The organism is Neolewinella antarctica (assembly GCF_011927835.1).
GTDB classification, from domain to species: Bacteria; Bacteroidota; Bacteroidia; order Chitinophagales; family Saprospiraceae; genus Neolewinella; species Neolewinella antarctica.
Window position 1 is genome coordinate 306,105 of sequence record NZ_JAATJH010000003.1, and the last position, 23,455, is coordinate 329,559.

Below are 23,455 nucleotides of genomic sequence, written 5' to 3' on the forward strand. Positions count from 1 at the left end.
CTTATTTTGTCCTCAACACCTTTTGGTAAAGTCTCCTCGCATTCGCAAAACCAAATGGTTCTTTGATATTAGAACTAAAAGTACTTTTCGCCGTTTTCAACACGTTGCCATCATGATTTTCGATGTTCAGTTATTGATCTGTATTGGATATTGTGGATAGTAGTCGAGGGTGCCTACAAGAAAATCAGTATCTACTCAACCGCCTTTTCCCTGCTTCCGTCTCTTCCTTGCACCCGCGTCCGCGCCCAAAAACGGCCTTGACATCGAAATATTTGCGCTGCCCAAACCACCAAAACCAACATTATGAATATGCTTCTAAAATCGTTCGTAGCCCTCGCTCTCCTCCTGCTAATGGGCTCTTTCACCGCTTTTACCGCAAGTTGCGAATCGCCACTGCTACCGGAAACCTCCGGTAAGTCGCCCGCCGGCTACGACTTTTCCGCCCCGGCCTCAAAATTCGAACTACCCGAAATCCTACTGGAAGTTTCCGGACTCACCGACCTCGATAATAATACCCTTGCCTGCGTCCAGGACGAAGACGGCATCGTGTTTGTGTACGACCTGAACGCCGGCGAAATCAGCCGACAATTCAAATTCGCCGGGCCGGGGGACTACGAAGGCATCACCCGTGTCGGCAGCAGCCTCTACGTACTGCGTAGCGACGGTAAGATTTACGAGATCGACGATTACACCTCCGAGAATTTCACCGTGACTGCCTACGATACGGACCTGCCGGTGAAGGAGAGCGAAGGCCTCGGCTTCGATGCCGTCAATAACCGTTTGTTTATTGCCGGCAAGACTAAGCCGAAGGGAGCGGAATACGAGGGTAGAAAAGTCGTCTACGGCTTTGATTTGGCGACGAAGACGGCATCGTCCACGCCGGTGCTTTCCTTTAGCGAAACGACGATCGAGAAAGCCTTCCCGACCCACGGAATTAAAAAGTCCGGCAAAAAGAAAGACAAAGACCTTAGTATCAATCCATCCGCCATCGCGGTCCATCCCGTCACGGACCAATTGTACGTTCTGTCCTCCATGGATAATCTACTGTACGTTTTCAACCGAACCAATGAAGTGGAGGGTATCTACGCTTTGAATAAAAAGCAATTCGCCCAACCAGAGGGCATTACTTTTTTGGATAACGGCGATATGTTCATCTCCAACGAAGGAAAGAAAGGGGCACCCACGTTACTTCGCTTTAATTATGGAGACAAATAACCTTTTAGACTTAATTGCCCTTACCTAAAGTATACCACGACCTCATTTTTGAGGTATCCTTAAAATTATATATTGATATGCCTGCCTACCCAACTGCCAACCACGAGCTCTACGACTATTCCGCCATCATCGACCGCCCTGATTTCAACTGGCCGGGCGGTAAGCGCTTAGCCTTCTACGTGGCCGTCAACCTAGAAACTTTTTCCTTCGGCAACGACACCGGCCCCACCCTCAACGGCGGTAACCACGCTCCCGACGTAATGAATTACAGCTGGCGCGAATACGGCAACCGCGTCGGCGTCTGGCGCTTCCTCGAACTATTCAACGACCTGGAAATACCCGCCGCCGCCCTCGTCAATATGGATATGTACGATGCCGCGCCGCGCGTCCTCGAAGCCTTCCGCAAACGCGGTGACGAATTCGTCGCCCATGGCCGGACGAACGCCGAGAAGCCGGGCCAACTATCCGAAGCCAAGGAACGGGAGTTGCTGGAACAAGTCCGGAATAGGATGAAAAAGGAGGAAGGTAAAGCCCCCGCCGGTTATCTCGCACCGCATATTTCCAATTCAAAGTCCACGCCAAAACTGTTAAAGGACTTGAATTACGAGTATCAACTGGACTGGGCCATGGACGACCAGCCCGTTTGGCTAAATACCGAAAAAGGCAAACTACTGTCCGTGCCTTATCCGGCGGAAGTCAACGACATCCCGCAACTCATCGGTCGTAATAAGACGGGAGAGCAATTCGGAGCAATGATCGGCGATGCTTTCGAGACGTTGAAACGGGACTCTCGCCAACACTCCCGCGTCATGGGCGTCTCGCTGCACCCCTACCTGATGGGCCAGCCGCACCGTTTCACCCAGTTGCGGAAGGCACTGACGAAACTGCGTGAACGAGCTGGGGATAAAGTCTGGTTTACTACACCAGGCGAGATTAACGCGCATTACCGTGCATTAGATTCAGTGAAGTAAGTAGCCCTCTAGCCGAGTTGGGGGCGCGGCCGCGGGTGCCAGGTTAGTCGGGTGAAAGCGGGGCGTATTGGCTCATTTCTGCGGGTCGGTCGGGTCCGCCTCCGCTGTTTCATCCCGTTTAAACACGACCGTCCGGTAGGGGAAGGGGAGTTCGACGCCTTCGCGCTCATAACGGGCTTTGACGGACTCCAGTACGTCGCAGCGCAGGTCGAAGGCGTCGTCGAAGTTGTTCGCCCAGGCCCAGGCGCGGATGGTGACGGAGGAGTCGTTGTACCGCATGAGGGCCGTGCGGACTTTAGGCTTATCGTTCTGTAAGTCGACGCCCGTGCGTTTGTCGATACAGTTAGGGTGCTGTTCACACTCCTGGCGGAGAATCTCCTTGGCGAGCTTTACGTCGCTGTCGTAGGAGATGCCGATCTCGATGCGTTCGCAGCACCGCGCGTCGTTGAGGTCGTAGTTGATCAGCTTCTCCTTGTTGATGATGGAGTTGGGGATGACGATCATCTTATTGTCGAAATTCCGGATGACGGTGTGGCGCAGGTTAATGTCGACTACCGTACCGACCATCGCGCTGCTGATCTCGATTACGTCGCCGATCTTAAAGGGTTTGAACGAGATGATGAATACGCCCCCGACTAAGTTAGCCAAAGCTTCCTGGGAGGCGACGCCGGCGATCAGGGCCAGCACGCCGGCCCCACCGAGGACGGTCTGGGCGATGCCGCGCAGGGCCGGAAAGGCGAGCGTGGCGAACAAAATACCTACGGAATAACAGGCGATGATGGCGACGTAGCGCAGGAATTTGAGATTGGTCGGGTCGCTGCCTTGTAGTAGCTTCTGGTCGATGTTGCGCCGGAACCACAGGTTCGTAAGCGCCGCCGCGACGACCGTGAGCACCGCCACCACACCGACGTACAGTACGAGCCGGAAATCTTTGGAGACCTGCGCGTAGCTCTCTTCGTCGATGAAAATAAAGCTTAGCGCGATTACACCCAGGACAATCCAGAGCGCACTAAAAATGACACGAATCAACTCCAGGGAGCGGGTGCTTTGGTGCGGGAACTTGGCCTGGATTTTCCTGACGAGCATTCCGTGCAGCCATCTCGTTAGGTACCGCAGGATGATAACCGCCAGGATGACGATGGCTCCGTAAATCAGGTGGGACCGATAGTTGGCTAGAAATTCGTTCATAAGGCAAAAGTACTGGAGGGCAAGCTGGATCGCGAAGCAGTTGTGCAGTTAAATCAGGACAGTTATTGGATTGACGGTACTAAAGCAGCACTAGCACCTGGCGGCAGTACGAGGAATTGCGATTTAGTTCTTCTAATGCCGAACTAAAGATATGTTGTGGTGTTTTACCTATACACAAATTGCATACTACTGGACATTGTCCCCGGACGCTTGGAGGACCTCAACAATTTCGCCTTCGGCTTCACGGCAGAGGACGCTCCAAGGTCCTCAAGTAGAATTTTAGAACCTTGGAGCGTCTCGAAACTAAAGCGTAGCGAAGGGTTTCGAGTCCTCCAAGCGTCCAATTTGAAAATGTCCAGTAGTGTGCACAAATTGACAAACATGAATCGCTTATTTCTCCCCCTCCTTTTTCTAATGGTGCTCGTAGCCTCCTGCAATACCTCCAAGAAAATGGCGGAAGACTCTCCTTTCGATCCCGAAGCCGACCGCAAAGAACTCGTCGGCTCTACTTGGTCGATCGACCGCATCTTCGGTAAGGACATTACCGCGCCGGACGGCCGCACCAAACCGTACTTAACGTTTACCGCGGACGGCAAGGTACAGGGTCATACGGGCTGCAACCCCATCAACGGAAATTATACGCTCGAGAATGGTCTGCGGATCACGTTCAGCGACATGGCTTCCGGCATGGCTTTTTGTGGTGACGTGCCTTACGAAGCTGAGTTCCTCGAAATTCTCAACACCGCTGATAATTACACGCTCAATAACGGTAGCCTGAGTCTTAATAAGGGGCGCATGGCTCCGATGGCGATTTTGAGCAACACGGCCGATGACGCCACCGGCAACCAACAGGCCGACTTCGATACGGACGGCGACCGTAAGATGCTCGCCGAGCACACCTGGACGATCGATAAGATCTATGGGAAAGATATTAAGGCCATGGACGGCCGCCAGAAGGCTTTTCTAAAGTTCACGACTGACGGTAAAGTATCCGGCAACACGGGCTGCAACCCCATTACCGGTACCTACACGCTCGAAGAGGGGCTACGCATCAAGTTCAACGACATGGCTACCGGCTTAGCTTTCTGTGGTGACGTGCCTTATGAAGGTGACTTCAAGGACGTCCTGAATAACACCGATAATTACACGATCAACAAAGGTACGTTGAGCCTGAACAAAGCACGGATGGCCCCAATGGCCGTACTGAAAAAAGGTAAGTAGACTTGTTTCTAAGAACTATGTGTATTTGAAGTAACCCTATTATGGAAGACCTCCCGCCGGTTGGTGGGAGGTTCTTCTCTTTTGATGCGGGGTCATACTATCCGATACATTCTATTATTTAATTACCCAAATATCCGTCGAGCTATGACCACTGCTTTCCCACCTTACCCGGCACCTGCGGCCGCGCCCAATGCTACCATATGGCGCGCATTGGTGCTTGTTTTCCTTCTCACTAATTCGCTTCAGGTCATGGCTCAGGATCAAACTACGTATCTCTCCGCAAAGGAAAGCGAACCCAGCAATTTCAACTGGATGGAGGGCTTTCCACCTTCGGAGGAGCGACGACTGAGTGTCGCTGACGGATCTTTCTTCGATTTCCCCGCCATTCGCTGGAGCGTCGTTCATATGCGAGAAATGCTGCCTACCGTTCCCGTTTCTCGTGGCCTGGCCGCGCCGCAAGACCTGCCTTATGAACTGGACCAGCAAATAGACTCGCTCACCTTTACCCCCTGGGAAAGTAACGAGCCGATGACCTGGGAAGCCTCTTTATGGGAGAATTACACCGATGGTATGATTATCCTTCATAAAGGAAAAGTAGTTTACGAGCGTTATTTTAGCGAGTTGACGCCGGATAACGTACACGCGGTGATGTCACTCACCAAGTCCTTTACCGGGACGCTGGCCTCCGTGCTCGTCGCCGAGGGAAAGCTCGACCCCGAAGCATTAGTTACTAAATACGTGCCCGAACTTAAGAATTCCGCTTACGCCGACGCCACCGTCCGCCAAGTGATGGACATGACCACCGCCCTGGCCTACAGCGAAGATTATGCAGACCCGAACGCCGACGTATGGCAATTCTCCGCTGCCGGCAACCCACTTCCGAAGCCGAAGGATTACGAAGGCCCCGTTGGCTACTACGAATACCTGGAAACCATAAAGAAAGAAGGTACCCACGGAGAAGCCTTTGGTTACAAGACCGTTAATGCCGATGCGCTGGGGTGGATCATTTCCAAAGTTTCCGGCAAGTCCGTTAATGAATTATTATCCGATAAGATTTGGAGCAAAATCGGTGCGGAGCAGGACGCCTACTATCAGGTGGATGCACTCGGAACACCCTTCGCCGGTGGCGGACTCAGCGCCGGAGTGCGCGACTTGGCTCGCTTCGGGGAATTGCTCCGTAATCAAGGTAATTTTAATGGCGAACAAATCATCCCTCGTGCCGCCGTGACCGATATCCAGCAAGGGGGAAGCAAAGCAGCTTTTGCCAAATCCGGTCACCCTGATTTAAAAGGGTGGTCCTACCGTAATATGTGGTGGATGACGGAGAATGCCGACGGTGCTTTCGCCGCGCGTGGTGTTCACGGCCAGACGGTTTACGTCGACCCCGGTGCGGAAATGGTGATCGTCCGGATGGCTTCGCACCCGGTGGCGGCTAATGCTGCTAACGATGCTACTTCTTTGCCCGCTTACCAGGCCGTGGCGGATTATTTGAAATCTAAGTAGTGAATTTTGTACACGGTTATTGGCGCTTTTGTCCGTAACTAAACTATCCGCATAAGTTTTTTGAATACAAAAAGCACATAAGGTGCAAAATGCACAGAACACTATCGGGGGGTGAAGACGAGATATTTCACGTGGATTTGTGTCCTTATTCACTTAGAGCATATTGGGACTTTGGGTTCCTGGCCGGTTTTAGCTACGCTGCTACTGCGTGGTGAGACAGTTTTGTGATGGTTAAGGCAGCAAAACCGGAGTTTAGCCGCCCCGATAGCTATCGGGGAATGAGGATTTTGCTAACGAAGACCACCGCAAAAGTGACCAAAACAAGGCCGGAAGCTAAAGTCCCAACATGCTCTTATTTCCCGATTTTGATGTAGCGTGCTTAGAACCGGTGCTCGAAAAGGACTTGCCGGCAAGTACCTCAAACCCAACTGGGCGGGGAGAATAGTTCTCTCCGTCCTATTTATTTAATGATTTAAACAATCCAACTTTGAAGAATCTATTAATCCTTCCCTTCCTATTTCTACTTTTCGCCACGAGCGCCTGCGCCCAGGAGACGACGGAATATCTATTATCCAGCCACGTCCTCGACATAACGGAGGGCCTGCCAGCCAGCGGCGTGCCGATCAAACTCGAAAAACTCGATGAGACGACGAATGAGTGGACTCTCGTAGCGGAAAAATCCACCAACGAAAGTGGCCGCGTCAACGATTTCCTGCCTAAGGAGACCGCGGAGCTCGGAACCTACCGTTTCACCTTTATGGTAGAAGATTACTTCGAGCGCAAGCAGACGGAAACGTTCTACCCTTTCATCGAAGTGGTGTTCCGGTTGGATGAAAGTAAGCACTACCACGTGCCGATCACCCTTTCTGCTTTCGGGTACTCTACGTACCGGGGAAGCTGATCGAACCGAGGGGTTCCAGGTGCGACTACTGACCTCCGGTCATACGGTAGCATCTTCTTCTATCATAAAGGACACACAGCGCACAAAGTAGAGACACGCTTTGTGTTCCGTGTGTCCTTTTTGGTTATTTCTTCCGTGAAGTCAGTCGATATAGCTGCATTGGGAGATTTTCAAATCTATCTCCAACACTACCGCATACCATGAAGAAATTACTTTCGCTCTGTCCTTTACTACTCCTTGCCATCATGATTAACTCCTGCTCCTCCGCCCCTAAACCCGGTGATCAAAACCAAGGCGAAGCCAATTACCGGATTCACGATATTTGGGTACTCAAAACCCTGGCCGGAGAGTCTATCTCGGTACCCAGCGGTAACCTACCGTCACTAGAGATTAACCTGACGCGCGAGGAAATGCTCGGTAGCGATGGATGCAACGAACTCTCCGCCCCGATAAGCTCGGTCAGCGATGCGAAGATCGTTTTCGGACCAATAAGAAGTACCCGCATGGCTTGCCCCGATCAGGATTTGGCCAGCCGGTACACGATGGCACTGTCGGAAGTTCGGACCTACGCTCTGCAAGAGTTAAACCTCATGCTGTACGACGGCGACGGTAAAGAGCTAATGAAACTACTCAAGGTAGACTGAGGCAATACTTTTACAACACGATATTTTTGAACAACTCAACCATACTACTGGACATTTTTCCCGGACGCTTGGAGGACCTCAACAATTTCGCCTTCGGCTTCACGGCAGAGGACGCTCCAAGGTCCTCAAGTAGAATTTTAGAACCTTGGAGCGTCTCGAAACTAAAGCGTAGCGAAGGGTTTCGAGTCCTCCAAGCGTCCGATTTGAAAATGTCCAGTAGTGTGTAACTCAACACGGAAAGAAATGAATAAGCTAATAAAAACAATATTCAGTGCAGTACTCCTGCTAATGGTATGTTCCGTATCGGCACAAAACGTAGTACCGTCATACGACCTGACTCAGACGGGGGCATTGGAACTAGCGGAGCAAGCACGCCTCGAAGCCCAAAAGCTCGATAAAAACGTATCCGTCGCGGTACTCAACGGTTCGGGAGTAACCATTTTGTTACTTAAAGGCGATAACGTAGGCCCGCACAACACCGAAGCATCCCGGCGAAAAGCCTACGCCGCGCTCTCCACCAAAACGCCCAGTTTTGAGTTGATGCAAAAAGCTGCCGCCGACCCTACCGCTCACAACTTAAATACCTTGCCCGAGCTTCTGCTGTTGGGCGGTGGCGTGCCCGTTTGGAAAGATGGAAACCTGGTGGGAAGTCTAGGCGTGTCGGGCGCCGGTGGAGGTCAGGGTGATCACGATGTTGCTCGAAAGGCGGTTGAAAACCTTGGGTTCACCATTGAAAAGAAATAGTGAACAACCCAGTATTACCGACTGACGGTACGCAGCCGGATTAGGCCAGATAAACATACAAGCACAAGTAAATGGTGATTCGGCACAGCCGAACACCACTGTTGCGTGCTTTTGTGTTTATGTGGCGATAAAATCTGCGTAACGTCGGTTACTGATTGGTCGACTGGTTTTGTGCTAGAGGCCTTCAGCGTAAAAGCTAGCTAAGCGAGAGAACACAAAACTCACAAAAGGAAAAGCAAAGCACTCAAAAGCGGTGCGTGTGGTCCAAGTTTCATTTTGTGTTTTTTGTCCCTTTTGTGTTTTGTGTGGTAAAAAAAACACTTGGAGATTCTCGTGCTAGTATCATTTGCACCAAGCCAGCTACCAAATTATCTAAACCAATTCACCCGTACTTTCAAGAATTACTTTCCCCCCATGAGCAACAAACAACACCACTACCAAACCCAACTCAACTGGGTGGGTAACGACAAAAACAAGGGCACCAAAAACGCCCGCTCCTACTCCCGCGACCACGAGTTCACCCCACCCGGCAAACAACACACCATCCTTGGCTCCTCCGACCCCGCATTCCTCGGCGACGCCACCCGTTACTGCCCGGAAGACCTACTTTTGCAATCCCTCGCCGCCTGTCACATGCTCTGGTACCTGAATATCTGTAGCGCCAATAAAATTGTAGTGACTGCCTACGAAGACCAGCCCGAAGGCGTGATGGAAGAAAGTCCGGATGGCGGCGGCGCGTTCGTGTCGATAAAGCTACGCCCCAAAGTCACCGTAGCGGAAGAAAGCATGGTGACCAAGGCGGGAGAATTACACGCCGAGGCCCACAAATTTTGTTTCATCGCCCGGTCGGTCAACTTCCCCGTAGAGATCGCGGGGTCGGTAATGGCCGCGGCGATTTAGACCAGCTTGTTATGTTCAAGAATAAGTTTTTCCTCCTCTTCGTCTTCGCGACTTTTGTCTCGAACGTAGGTACCTGGCTGTTCGCCGTGGGGGCCGGTTGGCTAATGACCGACCTGGGCTCTTCCGCCCTGTCGGTATCGCTGGTGCAAACAGCCTCTCTGTTGCCGATGCTCTTGTTAGCCGTGCCGGCAGGTGCCGTTGGCGATTTATACGATCGCCGCCGGATCGTCATCGCCAGCCAGGCTTTTCTCGTCTTGAATACGCTGCTATTCGCCTACCTGGTTATGGTGGGCATCGCCAGTGTAAATCTGTTGTTATTCTTCACCTTGATGAACGGGGTAGGGGCGGCCTTCGCCGGGCCGGTCATGTCCGCGATCATTCCCCAGCTAGTAGAGCGTGATCGGCTCCGCACGGCCATGTCGTTCAGTAGCATCGCTTTCAACTTCGCCCGCGCCGTCGGGCCGATCCTCGGCGGATTGCTCATCGCAAACTACACTATCGACCTACCTTTTTGGATCGACGCGCTTTCTTACGTAGCGGTGATCGTCGTGCTATTCTCCTGGAAGTACAAGCGCGAGGAAGAAGGAAACCTCCCGCCGGAACCTTTACGGCTGGCCATGGGCGCTTCCCTACGGTTTTTGCGCTACACACCTTCTCTCTATAACTCCATCTTGCGGTCCGTCTTGTTTTTCTTCAGTGCCGGCGCCCTCTGGGCTTTGATGCCCTTGGTTGCACGGGAACGCCTCGGTGGTGGGGCGGATCTTTACGGTTATCTTTTGGGAGCGGCTGGCGTAGGCGCGGTAATTTCCGGAGTCCTGGGGGATAAAATTACCAGCGTGATCAACGGCGGACCGCTGATCGTCGTCGTTTCGGCTTTAATGAGCGCTGGATTACTCGCCATCGGCATTACCGACAGCGAAGTCGTCGCCATCATGGCCACCTTCATCGCCGGGGCCGCGTGGCAGATCGGGTTTACCAGCCTGATCACTTCTTCTCAGTACGCGCTGCCGATTTGGTACGGGGCCCGGGGGATGGCGTTTTTCATCATGGCCATGTCCGGTAGCCTCGCCATCGGCAGTGCCCTCTGGGGTGCGTTATCGGACGCCAGTAGCCTGCAAACCGCTTATTTGGCCGCCGCCGGCGTCGGGGCGCTGCTCATTCCACTCGGCATGCGCTTTCCGCTCAACCAGGCGGAAAATGCCGATCTACGCGCCGTCGAGGACTATCCGGTTCCGAAATTCGATTCCGAGCCGACCGGGTGCATCCGCATCGTGCATACCTACGAACTGGGCGAAGCCAACTACGACGAGGCCGTGGCACGCCTTCGGAAGCTCCGCAACAAACGTTACCGCGCCGGTGCCCTCAAATGGGGCCTGCTGTCCTACCCGGAAGACCGCACCCGGCTCATTGAGTTCTACGTCCAGTATTCCCATCGCGAACTGGAGCGACACGCCCACCACGTGACGCGGGAGGATAGCGAGCGGACAGAAGAGATCCACCAGTGGCTAAGGGAGCGGGGGGCTACTTGGAACACCAGCTATTTTACCGTAGTCGCCTGACCTCGTCAGCACGTGAACCCACTCGGTTCACAGCTTATGTCCAGCGCTCAGTGTTTCTGATTTGATTAATTTGCGCGGTCGCGGGTGCAGGGGAAACACGTACGGCGTAGGTTAATTCGGTAATGACCACTGTTTACTCAAGGGGAGGGTAAATAGCGTGAACGGGATGACCCTACCGCTGGCCACCCCGGTACTACGCAGATAATCATCAATTATCAAAACCTAATTGCAAAAACCAAGTTAGGTGCTTCAAAGCCGAACTTAATTTTGGGATCGAAATTTTTACAAATCGAAAATTTCGCTCACGGTTCGCACGCAATTTTATGAGATAGCTCTGTTTCTCTACGGCCGCTCGTCATCGGCCACGCCGTTAATGGTTCACTAACATCGGGGTCATGAATTTACCGCCACGTCGTGCGGGTGGGGTCACCCTTCCCGTAGTACTCGTAACGCTCGCCTTTATCGGCCTTGGCTTCTTCGCAACGGGCTTCCTGGCGGGGTACGAGCCATTCTTAGTTTTGGGCATGATGCTGTTGCTCGGGCTACCGCACGGGGCTACTGACCACGGCCTATTCTTGGCCCTCCGCCAGGGGGGGCAAGGAGAAGGAAAAGGGCGGTTTTACTTAGCTTACCTAGGCATCATTGCCGCTTACGGACTGGTCTGGTACCTACTGCCACTGGTAGCATTCGGTATCTTTATCTTGCTTTCCGTCTACCATTTTGGGCAGTCGAACTGGGTAGATACGGAGCAGCGCCCCACCTTTACGGCCAGGGCGCATTATTTGCTGTGGGGGATGGGCGTGCTACTGACTCCCATCTTATTACACGCCGAGGAAGCCGCTGCCATCGTAGCTACGATGACCGATACGGTTATCGCCACACCAGCGCTTGATTCCGTATATTGGATTATCGCCGTCCTGGGCTTAGCAAACGTCGTCACCATCACGACACTGAAAATGCGCGGCGTGCTGGATACCCGCCGCACGGTACTGGAACTTCTCGCCTACGCGCTGTTAACGTTGCTATTTTTCACGAATAGTCTGCTACTTGGTTTCACTATCTACTTCGTTTTCTGGCATTCCCTTAGTTCGATTCAGGATCAAATGCAGTTTTTCGAACGAAGAATGTCCCGGGACCTTCGACAAAAACTATCCGTCGGAATCGGCACAACCGTCGTGGGCGCGCTTGCCTTCTGCCTGATCGTCTGGTTCGGCCCCGGCCCGGAAGCCGCGCTACGCCCCGCAATCATTGGCGGCGTCTTCGTCTTTATCTCGCTGTTAACGATGCCCCACATGCTACTAGTTGAGCAGCTTTATACGAGCTGGTCACCCAACGATAATCCGCCCGACCTCCCCCGTAAGGAGGACGGCGCGGAGCGAATATCATTCACACAATCTCCATCCGCTACCCCCACTTACGTATAAAGGGGGCGCGGGTATCACACATTAATTCCAAATACTTATGGGTTTACTTTCACACATACCCTCTTTCTTCATCGCCTCGATCCAGTCGGGCGATTACGTAGGGTTCACTTTCTTCATCGGCTCCATGGCCATGATGGCGGCTACCGTATTTTTCTTCTTCCAAACGACACAGGTAGAAGGGAAGTGGCGGGATAGTATGCTCGTAGCGGGGCTCATTACTTTCATTGCCGCCGTTCACTATTTCTACATGCGCGACTTCTGGGCCGAAACGGGAACCTCCCCTACGGAACTGCGCTATATCGACTGGATCTTGACCGTCCCCCTGATGTGTGTAGAATTTTTCCTCATTCTTCGTGCGGTGGGTGCCACGCAATCGCTATTGTGGAAGTTGATTTTCTACTCATTACTCATGCTCGTCGCCGGTTACATCGGTGAAGCCGTTGATCGTGATAATTCTATCCTTTGGGGTACGATCTCTACCATTGGTTACGTCGGTATTCTGTACGAAGCATGGTTCGGTTCCGCCCGTAAATTGGCTGAGAACAGTAATGACCCTAAGCTACTCGGTGCCATTAAGGCCCTGGGTTGGTTCGTCTTTGCCGGCTGGGCCATTTACCCGATTGGTTACATGACCATCCCCGGTGGTTTCCTCGATGGCCTTCTCGCCCCCGAGAGCCTCGATTTGTTCTACAACATCGGTGACGCCATCAACAAGATCGGTTTCGGTCTGGTGATTTACGCGCTGGCCATTTCTAAGTCCGATAAGGTCAATTACGACAGCAACCGGACGGTTCGCGAAGGTGACAACGATACCGATACCGTAGTAGTAGTTAAGTAAGCCAAACAGTTTACAACTGCGCTATTCTAAATGCTTAGGCCCCTTTCCACCTCATGGGAAGGGGCCTTTCTTTGTGCCATAAACCACACTACTGGACATTTTCAAATCGGACGCTTGGAGGACTCGAAACCCTTCGCTACGCTTTAGTTTCGAGACGCTCCAAGTTTCCAAAAACCTATTTGAGGACCCTGGAGCGTCCTCTGCCGTGAAGCCGAAGGCGTAATTATTGAGGTCCTCCAAGCGTCTGGGGAAAGTGTCCAGTAGTATGGCCATCACCATAACGTTGGCGAAGTAATTTAGCTTTGCTCCAGTTCCTTCAGCTGCTCAAAAGCCGCACGTTCTTCATCGGTCAACGTAGTTGGTAACTGAGCCTGAAGGTCCAGGTACAAATGACCCGATTCTTCTTTCTTATAAATAGGAAGCCCTTTGCCCTTCAGCCGCATCCGCTTACCGGGCTGGCTCAGTTCCGCGATGGGGATGTTGACCGTGCCACTCGGCGTCGTTACTTCGACTTTACCACCGAGGACCATCGTCGTTAAAGGAACATCTACCGTTTTGTAAAGATCAGCCCCTTCCCGGCGATATTCCGCGGGCGTAGCCACCTGGAAAGTGAGGTACAGATCGCCCGCCTGGCCGCCGTTCGGTCCGGCACCGCCCTGGCCGCGCAGGCGTAGTTTTTGCCCGTCCTCCACGCCGGCGGGGATGGTGATGCGGAGTTGCTTCCCGCCGACGGTAATGACTTGCTTGGTATCCTCCAGGATGTCCGTAAAGTTGACGCGCAGATTAGCTTCCAGGTCCTGGCCCTTGAAGGTCCGTCGTCTGCCGCCGCCACCGAATCCACCACCACCGAAGGGGTTGCCGCCGCCCTGGCCGTCGAACATCTGGCTGAAGAAATCGGAATAATCGCCGCCGCCACCGGAATAGGTATAACCCTGGCCGCCGCCGAAGGGATTGCCGCGCCCCCGCCCACCGGCCGCTTCGTAGGCATCGGCGTGCTCCCAGTCCTTGCCGTATTTATCGTACTTTTTGCGCTTGTCTTTATCGGACAGCACGGCATTGGCTTCGTTGATGGCCTTGAATTTTTGCTCGGCCGCGGCGTCGCCTTCGTTTAGGTCGGGGTGGTGCTTGCGGGCTAGTTTTCGGAAGGCCTTTTTGATGGCCTTTTCGTCGGCTTCTTTGGTTATGCCGAGAGTTTTGTAGTAGTCTATGAAGGTTGCCATGGGGTGAATTCTTTTTGCGCGGTCGCGGGTGCGGGGGGATTTGGGGGAAGCAGGGTGCCTCCGGCGGTTTCCAGAGGAAGTTGAGGAGGGAGAAGGAGAAGAGAGGAGGAAGAGCCGTTCTGAAATTACTGCTCAAGTCCCCAGACCTTGCACCTGTCCCGATAACTATCGGGACGCCCGACTGCGCTATCTTACGTGCAAAATCCGTACCAATGAGAATCGTTCTGCTCTTAATGTTAGCCGCTACCTTATTTACTTGTGAAGATAAGCCGCAAGCCACCGCCGAAGTCAACGCGCAAGAGCAGCCCGTTGCTACCGAACGGCTTGAATACGCGATGGTGATCCACGGAGGGGCTGGCACGATCCTGCCCGAAAATATGACACCCGAGAAGGAAACAGGCATCCGCGCGGCTATGAATGCGGCGATGGACGCTGGCGAAAAGATCCTGAGTGGGGGCGGGAGCGCGGCCGACGCCGTGGAAGCGACGATCTGGGTAATGGAAGACAGCGAGTACTTCAATGCCGGCAAGGGCGCGGTATTTACCAACGCGGGCATCAACGAAATGGACGCCAGTTTTATGACCGGCCACGACCAGAACGCCGGGGCCGTCGGGGGCGTGACGACCATCAAACACCCGATCTCCGCCGCCCGGGCCGTGCTCGATAAATCCGAACACGTACTGCTATCCGGCAAGGGCGCGAACGACTTCGCCACCGAGCAGGGGCTGGAAACCGTCGACCCGAAATACTTTTACACCGAAGGCCGCTTCCAGGGTTTGCAACGGGCCCTCGAAGGCGAACGCGTGGAGCGAGAAAACATGGAAGGCGGCCGGATTATCGAAGAGATTGACCGTAAATACGGTACCGTCGGCTGCGTGGCGCTCGATAAATCCGGCAACCTAGCCGCCGGCACCTCCACCGGGGGCATGACCAACAAGCGCTACAATCGCCTCGGCGACAGCCCCATCATCGGCGCGGGCACCTACGCCGACAACGCCACCTGCGGCGTGAGCTGCACCGGTTGGGGAGAGTACTTTATCCGTTACGCCGTGGCCTACGACGTCCACGCGCGGATGGCTTACGGCGGCGCGACCGTGCTGGAGGCAGCCGACGCGGTGATCAACAAAACCCTGACCAACAAGGGCGGAACTGGCGGCCTGATCGCGCTAGATAAGGATGGCAACGTTGCCATGCCGTTCAACACGCCGGGGATGTACCGGGGATATTTGAAGGCTGGTGGGGAGCGGGTGGTGGATTTTTATGATGCTAAGTGAGGAAGTGCGTACGCGTCGATTTAGGATACTTACGGCCTTTTATAATTACCTACAACTCCAACCGATTAATAGCCTCCCAAGTCAAGTAACTCTCATACCCCCGCTGAAACATATAATCCGCCAACTTTTTCCGCTTTAGATACGGATGCAACCCCCGCGTAGCAATCTTTTCCCGGCGCAGTAGCTCCTTCTCCATCGTCTCCTGATAAGCTTCCGGTTCAATCTCACTCAGGCCTTTTTTGATGCAGTAGGCCGAAATGTCCCGCTGTCTGAGTTCGCGGGTAATCTTCATCCGCCCCCAACGCTTGATCTTGAATTTACCGCGCGCGAAACTGCGGGCGAAGCGTTCGTCGTCGAGGTACTTCTCGGCGATGAGGTCACAGATAACTTCCTCAGCTTCGTGACCGAAGCAGTGTAGTTCACGGAGTTTCTGGCGGGCCTCCTTGTGACAACGGTCCTGGTAGGCGCAGAAATGTTGCAGGGCCTCCAGGGCCTGATCGCGGGTATAAACGACCTTTTTCTCCTGTTTCGGCCGGTAGTACACGGGAATTGTTTAAAGTGAGGAACTTGTTGGACGTAAAGATAAAACAAATCGTAGGAAGTTGTTCGGGGTTCTCGCGTCCGCGCTAAGATTACATACCTTCACGCCCAAAATTAACGAAGATGGATTTTGGAAGGATGTGGGAGAACTACGAGCCGGTTTTCCTGGAAGTAGGGTTTAAGATCCTGGCGGGGCTGTTGTTGCTCATCGTTGGGTTCAAGTTGATTAACTGGGGAGTTGCCAAACTGAAGGACTACCTCGTTACCAAGAACTTCGATTACAGCGTAACCGGGTTCATTACCAGTTTTTTCGGGATCGGACTCAAGATCCTGCTAATCCTCTCCGTAGCGGGAATGTTTGGCGTGGAGACAACTTCCTTCATCGCTATCCTTTCCGCCCTCTCCCTGGCCGTCGGCCTGGCGCTACAGGGTAATCTCGGTCACTTCGCCAGCGGTATCCTGGTACTCACCTTTCGCCCCTTCAAGGTGGGAGATTACATCACGGCGGATGGGTACTCCGGCACGGTAAAGGAAATCCAGGTCTTTAATACCATCCTCACCACGCTCGACAACCGACTCATTATCATCCCGAACGGCAACGTGATGGGCAACGCCATTCAGAACATGACCGCCCAGGGCATCCGCCGCGTCGACATGACCTTCGGTATCGGCTACGACGACGACATTGACCAGGCGCGTGACGTGATCCGCGAAGTGATCGCCGGCGCGGAGATGGTCGACCAAACCCGCCCCGTCGATGTGTTCGTCAAAACCCTCAATGACTCCAGCGTCGACTTCACCGTCCGCGTCTGGACCATCAACGACAACTACTGGCCGGCCACGTTCCACATTACGGAGCAGGTGAAAAAGGCGTTTGATAAGCACGATATTGGCATTCCTTATCCGCAGATGGACGTACACGTTAAGAGTTAGGTGGTAGGACCGTAGGCGGTAGGCGTGTAGGCGGTAGGAAGAATTAGGCGGTAGGACCGTACTACAGGCATTGTAGGTGTACCTTGTTGATATAAAATGATATTGATATAAATTAGTAAGTACTCGGACAATATTAAACGTACATCTTGTAACCCTCTCCCCCGGCCCCTCTCCGAAGGTAGAGGGGAGACGAGGCAGCTCGCTACGCTCGTCAAAATGTTATAATAATATTGTCCAACTACTTATTGTCATTAAATCGAACTAACCTACCGCCTACCGCCTACCGCCTACCGCCTACCGCCTACCGCCTACCAGCCTACCGCCTAATGAAATTCCCCGAACTACAGCACTACGAAGTCTCCCACCAATTTCTAATGGGTTACCTCGATTACTACTACCGCTTCAAGATCATCACGAAGCGCGCTAAAGTCCGGTTCGAACGTAGAGACTGGCACGGAACGCAGGCGGACGCGCGTACCCGAATCACGCTTTACCGTGACATTGTGGATCAGACGACCAAAAACATCGTCGCGGCGCTCGGCGATACCTGGGCGGCGCCGGCTTTCTGGGCGGATGTCAAGCAAGCTTACGCCGAGGATATTGCTCATTTCGACACGCGTAACATCGCCGAGACCTTTTACAACAGCGTCTACCGCCACTTTCACGCGGTCGGGGCGGACAGCGAGCTGATGTTTGTTTCCCGGACGGGCGACTACCGGGAGTTCAAGGGCATGGCCAGCATCAGCCACGAATTTAAACTACGGGGCCAAACGCCCCTTTCAGTAGCCCAGCAAGTGTTGAACACGGTGGTTTTTGACGCGCGCTGGGAAAACAAGGCGCGGGATGCCGAACGTATCAACCGCCGGTGGCTGGAGCTGACCGCCGATCTGGGTGGCATCACGTCGAGCGACACGTTGGAGGTGCTTACGTCCGTTTTTTACCGTAATAAATCGGCTTACGTAGTCGGGCGCTACCTGCGGGAAGGGCGGGTGTATCCGTATATTTTGCCACTACTGCACACACCCGAAAGAGGCATATTTGTCGATGCCCTGCTGCTGGAAACCGATCAGGTCACCTCCATTTTTAGCTACCATCGGAGTTATTTTTTGGCTGACATCACGGTGCCGAGCGACATGGTCGATTTCCTCCAGACCTTTATGCCCACCAAGGCGATCAGCGAGTTGTACAACGCCATCGGCTTCGAGAAACACGGCAAAACGGTCTTTTATCGGGAGCTCCGTCGCCACTTTCGCCGCACGGCTCTTCCCATCATTAACCCGGCACCGGCGACCGCGCAAAAGCAGAAGGTAGCAGCACAGCTAAAAGAGCAGAATGGGGCGCTGACGCGGGTGCAAGGAAATACTCCAAAGGAGCAAAGTGAATTAAGCCCCGAGCTATTCATCACCGCCCCCGGTATCCCCGGCATGGTGATGTACGTCTTCACGATGCCACGGCTGAACATGGTCTTCAAGATCATCCGCGACAAATTCGCACCACCCAAACAAGTGACTGCCGCGGTCGTCAAGGAAAAATACGAACTCGTCAGCACCCACGACCGCGTGGGCCGGATGGCCGACAGCTACCTCTTTCAAAAACTCAGTTTACCCCGCGACCGCTTCGCCACCGAGTGCCTCACGGAACTACAAAACACCGCCGCCGCCAAGGTCAAAATCGACGGCGATCAGGTGCTCATCAGCCACGTCTACGTCGAGAAAAAGATGACGCCGCTCAACATCTTCCTCGAAACGGCTGACGAGAAAATGGCCCAAAAAGCCCTCCGCGACTACGGCCGCGCCATCAAACAGCTCGCCAGCGCCAACATTTTTCCCGGTGATCTCCTACTAAAAAACTTCGGCGTCACCCGCGTCAACCGCGTCGTTTTCTATGATTACGACGAGATCGAACTCGTCACCGAATGTACCTTCCGCCACATCCCCGAAGCCAAGACCTACGAGCAGGAAATGGCGAGCCAGCCGTGGTATTTTGTCGGACCCAAAGATATCTTCCCGGAAGAATTCCCCGGCTTCCTGATGCGCTCCGGCCCCAATCTGACTTACCTCCGCCAGCGCCACGGCGACATTTTTGACGCGGATTACTGGAACGACGTCAAAACGCGCTTGCTGGCCGGGGAAATCATGGACGTGTTTCCTTACCGGAGTAATTTGCGGTTCTAAAAGTGAAGCGGTTAACCCACGCAACGAACCACAAGGCGAAGCCAGCTAACATTGTATCTTCGCCGCCCCAAAGAATAAAAAAAAACCAAAAATGTTCCGTACGCACAACTGTGGAGAATTGAGACTCGCCGACGCCGGCAACGACGTAACCCTCAGCGGCTGGGTCCAAATTGGCCGTGATTTTGGTGGACTCACCTTCGTCGATCTCCGCGACCGCTACGGCATCACCCAGATCGTTTTTGACCAGGATGATAACGCCGAACTCGCCGACCGCGCCCGCAAACTGGGGCGGGAGTTCGTCATCCAGGTAAAAGGTACCGTAAGGGAACGGACGAACAAGAATCCCAACCGCGACACGGGCAACATCGAGATTATCGCTAGCGAACTGAAGGTGTTGAACAAAGCCAAAACGCCGCCCTTCACTATCGAAGACGATACCGACGGCGGCGACGAACTCCGAATGCAGTACCGCTACCTCGACCTGCGTCGGAACCCCCTGCAGGAAAACATCATCTTCCGCTCGAAGCTTGCCCTGTCCGTGCGCGCTTATCTCGGCGGTAAGGAATTTTTGGAGATAGAAACGCCCTTCCTCATCAAATCCACACCCGAAGGCGCGCGCGATTTCGTCGTGCCCAGCCGCCTCAACGAAGGTCAGTTTTACGCCCTGCCGCAGAGCCCCCAGACCTTTAAGCAACTCTTGATGGTGGCCGGTTACGACCGTTATTTCCAGATTGTAAAGTGCTTCCGCGACGAAGACCTCCGCGCCGACCGCCAACCGGAGTTTACGCAGATTGATTGCGAAATGGCCTTTGTGGAACAAGAAGACGTGCTCAATACCTTCGAAGGACTCACCAAACACGTTTTTGCCGAATTAAAAGGTATTACCCTTGGCGACTTCCCCCGGATGCAGTACGACGACGCGATCCGTCTCTACGGCTCCGATAAACCTGATTTGCGGGTCGGGATGGAATTAGTTGAGCTCAACGACGTCGCCCAAAATCAGGGCTTCGGTGTTTTTGACGGCGCAGAATTAGTCGTAGCCATCCGTGTCCCCGGCAAAGCCGACCTCACGCGTAAGCAGCTCGACGGGTTGACGAACTGGGTCAAACGGCCACAGATCGGCGCGAAAGGGCTTGTTTACGTAAAGTGTAATGCCGACGGTACCTACAAATCAAGCGTAGATAAATTTTTCGATCAGGAGAAGCTTGCTAAGTGGGCCGAGAAGACCGGTGCCGAAGCCGGTGACTTGCTGCTTGTTATCTCCGGTGAAGACGAAAAGAGCCGTACGCAACTCGGTAACCTCCGCCTGCACGTTGCGAAAGAATACGACATGATCCCGGCCGGTACGTTCAAACCGCTCTGGGTAATGGATTTTCCCCTGCTGGAATGGGACGAAGACAGCAAGCGTTTTCACGCCATGCACCACCCGTTCACCAGCCCCAAAAAGGAGGAAGTCGAACGGATGCTCACCGGCGACCACGATACCATGAAGTCACTCAAGGCCGACGCCTACGATTTGGTCATCAACGGTGCCGAGATCGGCGGCGGTTCGGTGCGGATCTACGACCGGGCGTTGCAGGAAAAGAACTTCGAACTGCTTGGCTTCACGCCCCAGGAGGCGGAGGAGCAGTTTGGTTTCCTGATGGGCGCGTTCGAATACGGTGCCCCGCCGCACGCCGGCATCGCTTTCGGTTTCGACCGTTTGTGCTCGGTCATGAACGGGCAGAGTTCGATCCGAGATTTCATCGCTTTCCCCAAGAACAACCAGGGGCGGGACGTGATGATCGATGCGCCGGCTACCATTGACGGGGGGCAGTTGCGGGAGTTGAGTTTGGCGCTTGCGGTGGAAGGGGAGACAGAGTAGGAACTACTTTGCATTCACTCTCTATGACACAAATTTAAATTCATACAACGTATTTCGCTGCTTCCCCTTTTTTGTCAACACGCCAAGTTCTACCCCGCGCAGTAAATCGCGTGATGCAGTTGGGGACGAAACGGATTTGTGATAAATCTGGTAGTCTTTTCGGCTGAATGCCGTACCGGAAAAATACTCCCGGAATGCAATCAGCCTGCTTTCGAAATCTTGAACGTTGTTGGTTCGGTTAGCTTCGACCACGAGTGCCGTTTTGAGCGCGTCGAGCATGAAATAGATGAAAGGATCTGAAGAAACAGCGGACTGACTATCTGCGAGTGCTTGGTAATATCCTTGTTGTCGTTGATGAATGATTGTTTCGAACGGAACGAACTGTAGCACGGGAAATTTACTCATCAGAATGACCGTTTGCCACAATCTTCCCATTCGACCATTGCCGTCCATAAAAGGATGAACAAACTCAAACTCATAGTGGAAGACACAGCTTTTTATGATAGTTTCTTCGTCGTAATCAGTGATATATTCAAATAACTGTCCCATAAGTCTCGGTACAATGCCGTGCGGTGGTCCAATGTGAATAGGTTTCGGCCCCTCATAAACCGCTACGCCTCGTTGCCGGTAATTGCCGGGCGAGTCTAACAATCCCCGCATCAAAATTTTATGGCTTTGTAATAGGTGGTCTTCATTTTTGTAGTTCAGAGACTTTATGGTGTCGTAGACAGCTAATGCATTCTTGACTTCAAGTATCTCCCTTGGGTGCCCCATGATGGGCTTACCATCGATGATGTCAGAGACCTGTTCTTCTGAAAGTGTATTGCCTTCAATCGCCAGGCTAGATATAATTGTCTTTATTTTGTTCTCCTTGCGTAGTTTCAGATCGCCCGTGAGTAACTGGTACCCTTGGATCTGACCGATCAGTTGGTTGATCTCTCCAACCAAAATAATCATTCTTGAGCTTAATTGGTAAGGTGGTTTATAGGACATGATAGTATCATTTGATAGTATCACAAGATAAGATAAGTTTTATGATGATCGGGTGGTTTTGCTGATACTCAACGGAAATTCCTAGCGCACACTTGTGATCTAACCACATGAGAAGTTAACTTACCTCTTTGCGCGTGATGAATCTGTCCTGGTTATTAACTTAGTGTTGAACATGAACATCCCCGCCCTCTTCGCCGAAATCCACGCCAGCCTCCCCAACGTCAACACCGGCCGGGTAGCCGACTACATTCCCGAGCTCAGCAAGATCGACCCCACCAAATTCGGCGTCCACGCCACGACCGTCGACGGGCGGCAATTCAGTTACGGCGACGCGGCCGAGGGCTTCAGTATCCAGTCGATCGCCAAGGTACTGTCCCTCACGATGGCCTATCAGCGCCTGGACCAGAATCTGTGGAAGCGCGTCGGGGTAGAACCATCCGGAACACCCTTCAACAGTCTCATTCAACTGGAAGCCGACCGGGGCATCCCCCGCAACCCGATGATGAACGCCGGCGCCCTGGTGGTCTGCGACGTCCTGCTGGATTACCTCGCCGAGCCGCAACGGGAGCTCTTAGCGTTCGTTCGCTCCATTTCACAAGACGGAACGATCAACTACAACGAAGCCGTCGCGGCGTCCGAACGGGCGAATAGTGACCGGCACCGCGCGCTCATCGAATTCATGCGCTCTTTTGGAAACATCGACAACGATACGGACCGAATCCTCAACTTCTACTGCCATCTCTGTTCGCTGGAAATGAACTGCGCCCAGGTTTCGGCTACCTTTCTTTTTCTCGCTAATCATGGTCGGAGCCCGCTTAGCGGGCAGCAAATTGTCACTGGTGGTATGTCCAAACGGATCAACGCCATCATGCAACTGACGGGTTTTTACGACGAGGCGGGGGAGTTCTCCTACCGCGTCGGCCTGCCGGGGAAGAGTGGGGTAGGGGGCGGCATCGTGGCCGTGCTGCCGGGTAACTACGCCATCACCGTCTGGAGCCCACCCCTGAATCCGAAAGGGAATTCCGAGTTTGGAATGGCTTTTTTAGAGGAGTTCACCACCAGGGTGGGAGGGAGTGTTTTCTAGCACGGTTATTAGCGCGGATGCCGGAGGTCAGCGATAATATTATGAAAAAATAGTTATGATGTACTTGTATCTTAATTTGTTACCCCTTACATTTGGGTCATCATGAATTAAATAAACTTCAGTTAAAGAATTGTAGACCTACCCGCCCCGTTCCCACAATCATTAGCCTCGAACGGGTTTTCGATAATTTCACGACCACTTTCCAGGTTCCATTTTACCCTCTCGTATTTTCTGATTTAGCCGATGGCCTCTCACCATCGCTAGT

The 23,455-nt window shown here is 53.3% G+C and carries 20 protein-coding genes; 16 read left to right on the forward strand and 4 right to left on the reverse strand.

The genetic code is table 11. From position 1 onward, the window contains the following. Positions 1-303 precede the first annotated feature (303 nt). Complete coding sequence (locus GGR27_RS11190) at positions 304-1,215, forward strand: SdiA-regulated domain-containing protein (protein WP_168037536.1); 912 nt, start codon at positions 304-306, stop codon at positions 1,213-1,215. Between the two features lie 77 nt (positions 1,216-1,292). After that, a complete protein-coding gene (locus GGR27_RS11195; RefSeq protein ID WP_168037537.1) occupies positions 1,293-2,186 on the forward strand; it encodes a polysaccharide deacetylase family protein in 894 nt (297 codons plus the stop codon). Positions 2,187-2,258: 72 nt separating this feature from the next. Here GGR27_RS11195 and GGR27_RS11200 read toward each other — a convergent pair whose 3' ends face one another. After that, on the reverse strand, positions 2,259-3,374 hold the full coding sequence (locus GGR27_RS11200; protein ID WP_168037538.1) for a mechanosensitive ion channel family protein: 1,116 nt from the start codon (positions 3,372-3,374) through the stop codon (positions 2,259-2,261). A 381-nt stretch (positions 3,375-3,755) separates the two neighbouring features. On the opposite strand from GGR27_RS11200, the gene GGR27_RS11205 reads away from it, so the two are divergent. The 9 genes from GGR27_RS11205 (at position 3,756) to GGR27_RS11245 (ending at position 13,108) form a co-directional block, all read left to right on the forward strand. Further along, positions 3,756-4,595, forward strand: a complete 840-nt coding sequence (locus GGR27_RS11205) for an META domain-containing protein (RefSeq protein WP_168037539.1) — start codon at positions 3,756-3,758, stop codon at positions 4,593-4,595. A gap of 249 nt (positions 4,596-4,844) precedes the next feature. Beyond that, positions 4,845-6,098, forward strand: a complete 1,254-nt coding sequence (locus GGR27_RS11210; protein ID WP_168037540.1) for a serine hydrolase domain-containing protein — start codon at positions 4,845-4,847, stop codon at positions 6,096-6,098. A 487-nt stretch (positions 6,099-6,585) separates the two neighbouring features. Next, a complete protein-coding gene (uraH, locus tag GGR27_RS11215) occupies positions 6,586-6,999 on the forward strand; it encodes a hydroxyisourate hydrolase (protein WP_209037921.1) in 414 nt (137 codons plus the stop codon). 200 nt (positions 7,000-7,199) lie between these two features. Next, the gene (locus GGR27_RS11220; RefSeq protein ID WP_168037541.1) at positions 7,200-7,643 is read left to right on the forward strand and encodes an META domain-containing protein; all 444 of its coding nucleotides are present in this window, start codon (positions 7,200-7,202) and stop codon (positions 7,641-7,643) included. 288 nt (positions 7,644-7,931) lie between these two features. Next, positions 7,932-8,387, forward strand: coding sequence for a GlcG/HbpS family heme-binding protein (locus tag GGR27_RS11225; protein WP_406603640.1), 456 nt, complete (start codon positions 7,932-7,934; stop codon positions 8,385-8,387). Between the two features lie 414 nt (positions 8,388-8,801). Further along, complete coding sequence (locus tag GGR27_RS11230) at positions 8,802-9,287, forward strand: OsmC family protein (RefSeq protein WP_168037543.1); 486 nt, start codon at positions 8,802-8,804, stop codon at positions 9,285-9,287. Between the two features lie 11 nt (positions 9,288-9,298). Next, positions 9,299-10,846, forward strand: a complete 1,548-nt coding sequence (locus tag GGR27_RS11235) for an MFS transporter (protein ID WP_168037544.1) — start codon at positions 9,299-9,301, stop codon at positions 10,844-10,846. Positions 10,847-11,241: 395 nt separating this feature from the next. After that, positions 11,242-12,270 (forward strand): Brp/Blh family beta-carotene 15,15'-dioxygenase, encoded by a 1,029-nt coding sequence (locus GGR27_RS11240; RefSeq protein WP_168037545.1) that lies wholly within the window; start codon positions 11,242-11,244, stop codon positions 12,268-12,270. Between the two features lie 37 nt (positions 12,271-12,307). Then, positions 12,308-13,108, forward strand: a complete 801-nt coding sequence (locus GGR27_RS11245; RefSeq protein WP_168037546.1) for a bacteriorhodopsin-like — start codon at positions 12,308-12,310, stop codon at positions 13,106-13,108. 296 nt (positions 13,109-13,404) lie between these two features. Here the strand turns inward: GGR27_RS11245 and GGR27_RS11250 are convergent, their stop codons facing one another. Then, positions 13,405-14,328 (reverse strand): DnaJ C-terminal domain-containing protein, encoded by a 924-nt coding sequence (locus tag GGR27_RS11250; protein WP_168037547.1) that lies wholly within the window; start codon positions 14,326-14,328, stop codon positions 13,405-13,407. A 212-nt stretch (positions 14,329-14,540) separates the two neighbouring features. Here GGR27_RS11250 and GGR27_RS11255 point away from each other — a divergent pair, with 212 nt between their 5' ends. Further along, positions 14,541-15,602, forward strand: coding sequence for an isoaspartyl peptidase/L-asparaginase family protein (locus GGR27_RS11255; protein ID WP_168037548.1), 1,062 nt, complete (start codon positions 14,541-14,543; stop codon positions 15,600-15,602). Between the two features lie 49 nt (positions 15,603-15,651). Here GGR27_RS11255 and GGR27_RS11260 read toward each other — a convergent pair whose 3' ends face one another. Further along, positions 15,652-16,146, reverse strand: coding sequence for a regulatory protein RecX (locus GGR27_RS11260; RefSeq protein ID WP_168037549.1), 495 nt, complete (start codon positions 16,144-16,146; stop codon positions 15,652-15,654). Positions 16,147-16,265: 119 nt separating this feature from the next. On the opposite strand from GGR27_RS11260, the gene GGR27_RS11265 reads away from it, so the two are divergent. The 3 genes from GGR27_RS11265 (at position 16,266) to aspS (ending at position 21,113) form a co-directional block, all read left to right on the forward strand. Then, positions 16,266-17,075: a mechanosensitive ion channel family protein gene (locus GGR27_RS11265; protein WP_168037550.1), complete on the forward strand. Its 810-nt coding sequence runs from the start codon at positions 16,266-16,268 to the stop codon at positions 17,073-17,075. Between the two features lie 326 nt (positions 17,076-17,401). Continuing rightward, a complete protein-coding gene (locus GGR27_RS11270) occupies positions 17,402-19,249 on the forward strand; it encodes a bifunctional isocitrate dehydrogenase kinase/phosphatase (protein WP_168037551.1) in 1,848 nt (615 codons plus the stop codon). Positions 19,250-19,340: 91 nt separating this feature from the next. Further along, the gene (gene aspS / locus GGR27_RS11275; protein ID WP_168037552.1) at positions 19,341-21,113 is read left to right on the forward strand and encodes an aspartate--tRNA ligase; all 1,773 of its coding nucleotides are present in this window, start codon (positions 19,341-19,343) and stop codon (positions 21,111-21,113) included. A 21-nt stretch (positions 21,114-21,134) separates the two neighbouring features. Here aspS and GGR27_RS11280 read toward each other — a convergent pair whose 3' ends face one another. Next, a complete protein-coding gene (locus tag GGR27_RS11280) occupies positions 21,135-22,106 on the reverse strand; it encodes a Fic family protein (protein WP_168037553.1) in 972 nt (323 codons plus the stop codon). A gap of 172 nt (positions 22,107-22,278) precedes the next feature. On the opposite strand from GGR27_RS11280, the gene GGR27_RS11285 reads away from it, so the two are divergent. Continuing rightward, positions 22,279-23,190: a glutaminase gene (locus GGR27_RS11285; RefSeq protein WP_168037554.1), complete on the forward strand. Its 912-nt coding sequence runs from the start codon at positions 22,279-22,281 to the stop codon at positions 23,188-23,190. Positions 23,191-23,455 lie beyond the last annotated feature (265 nt).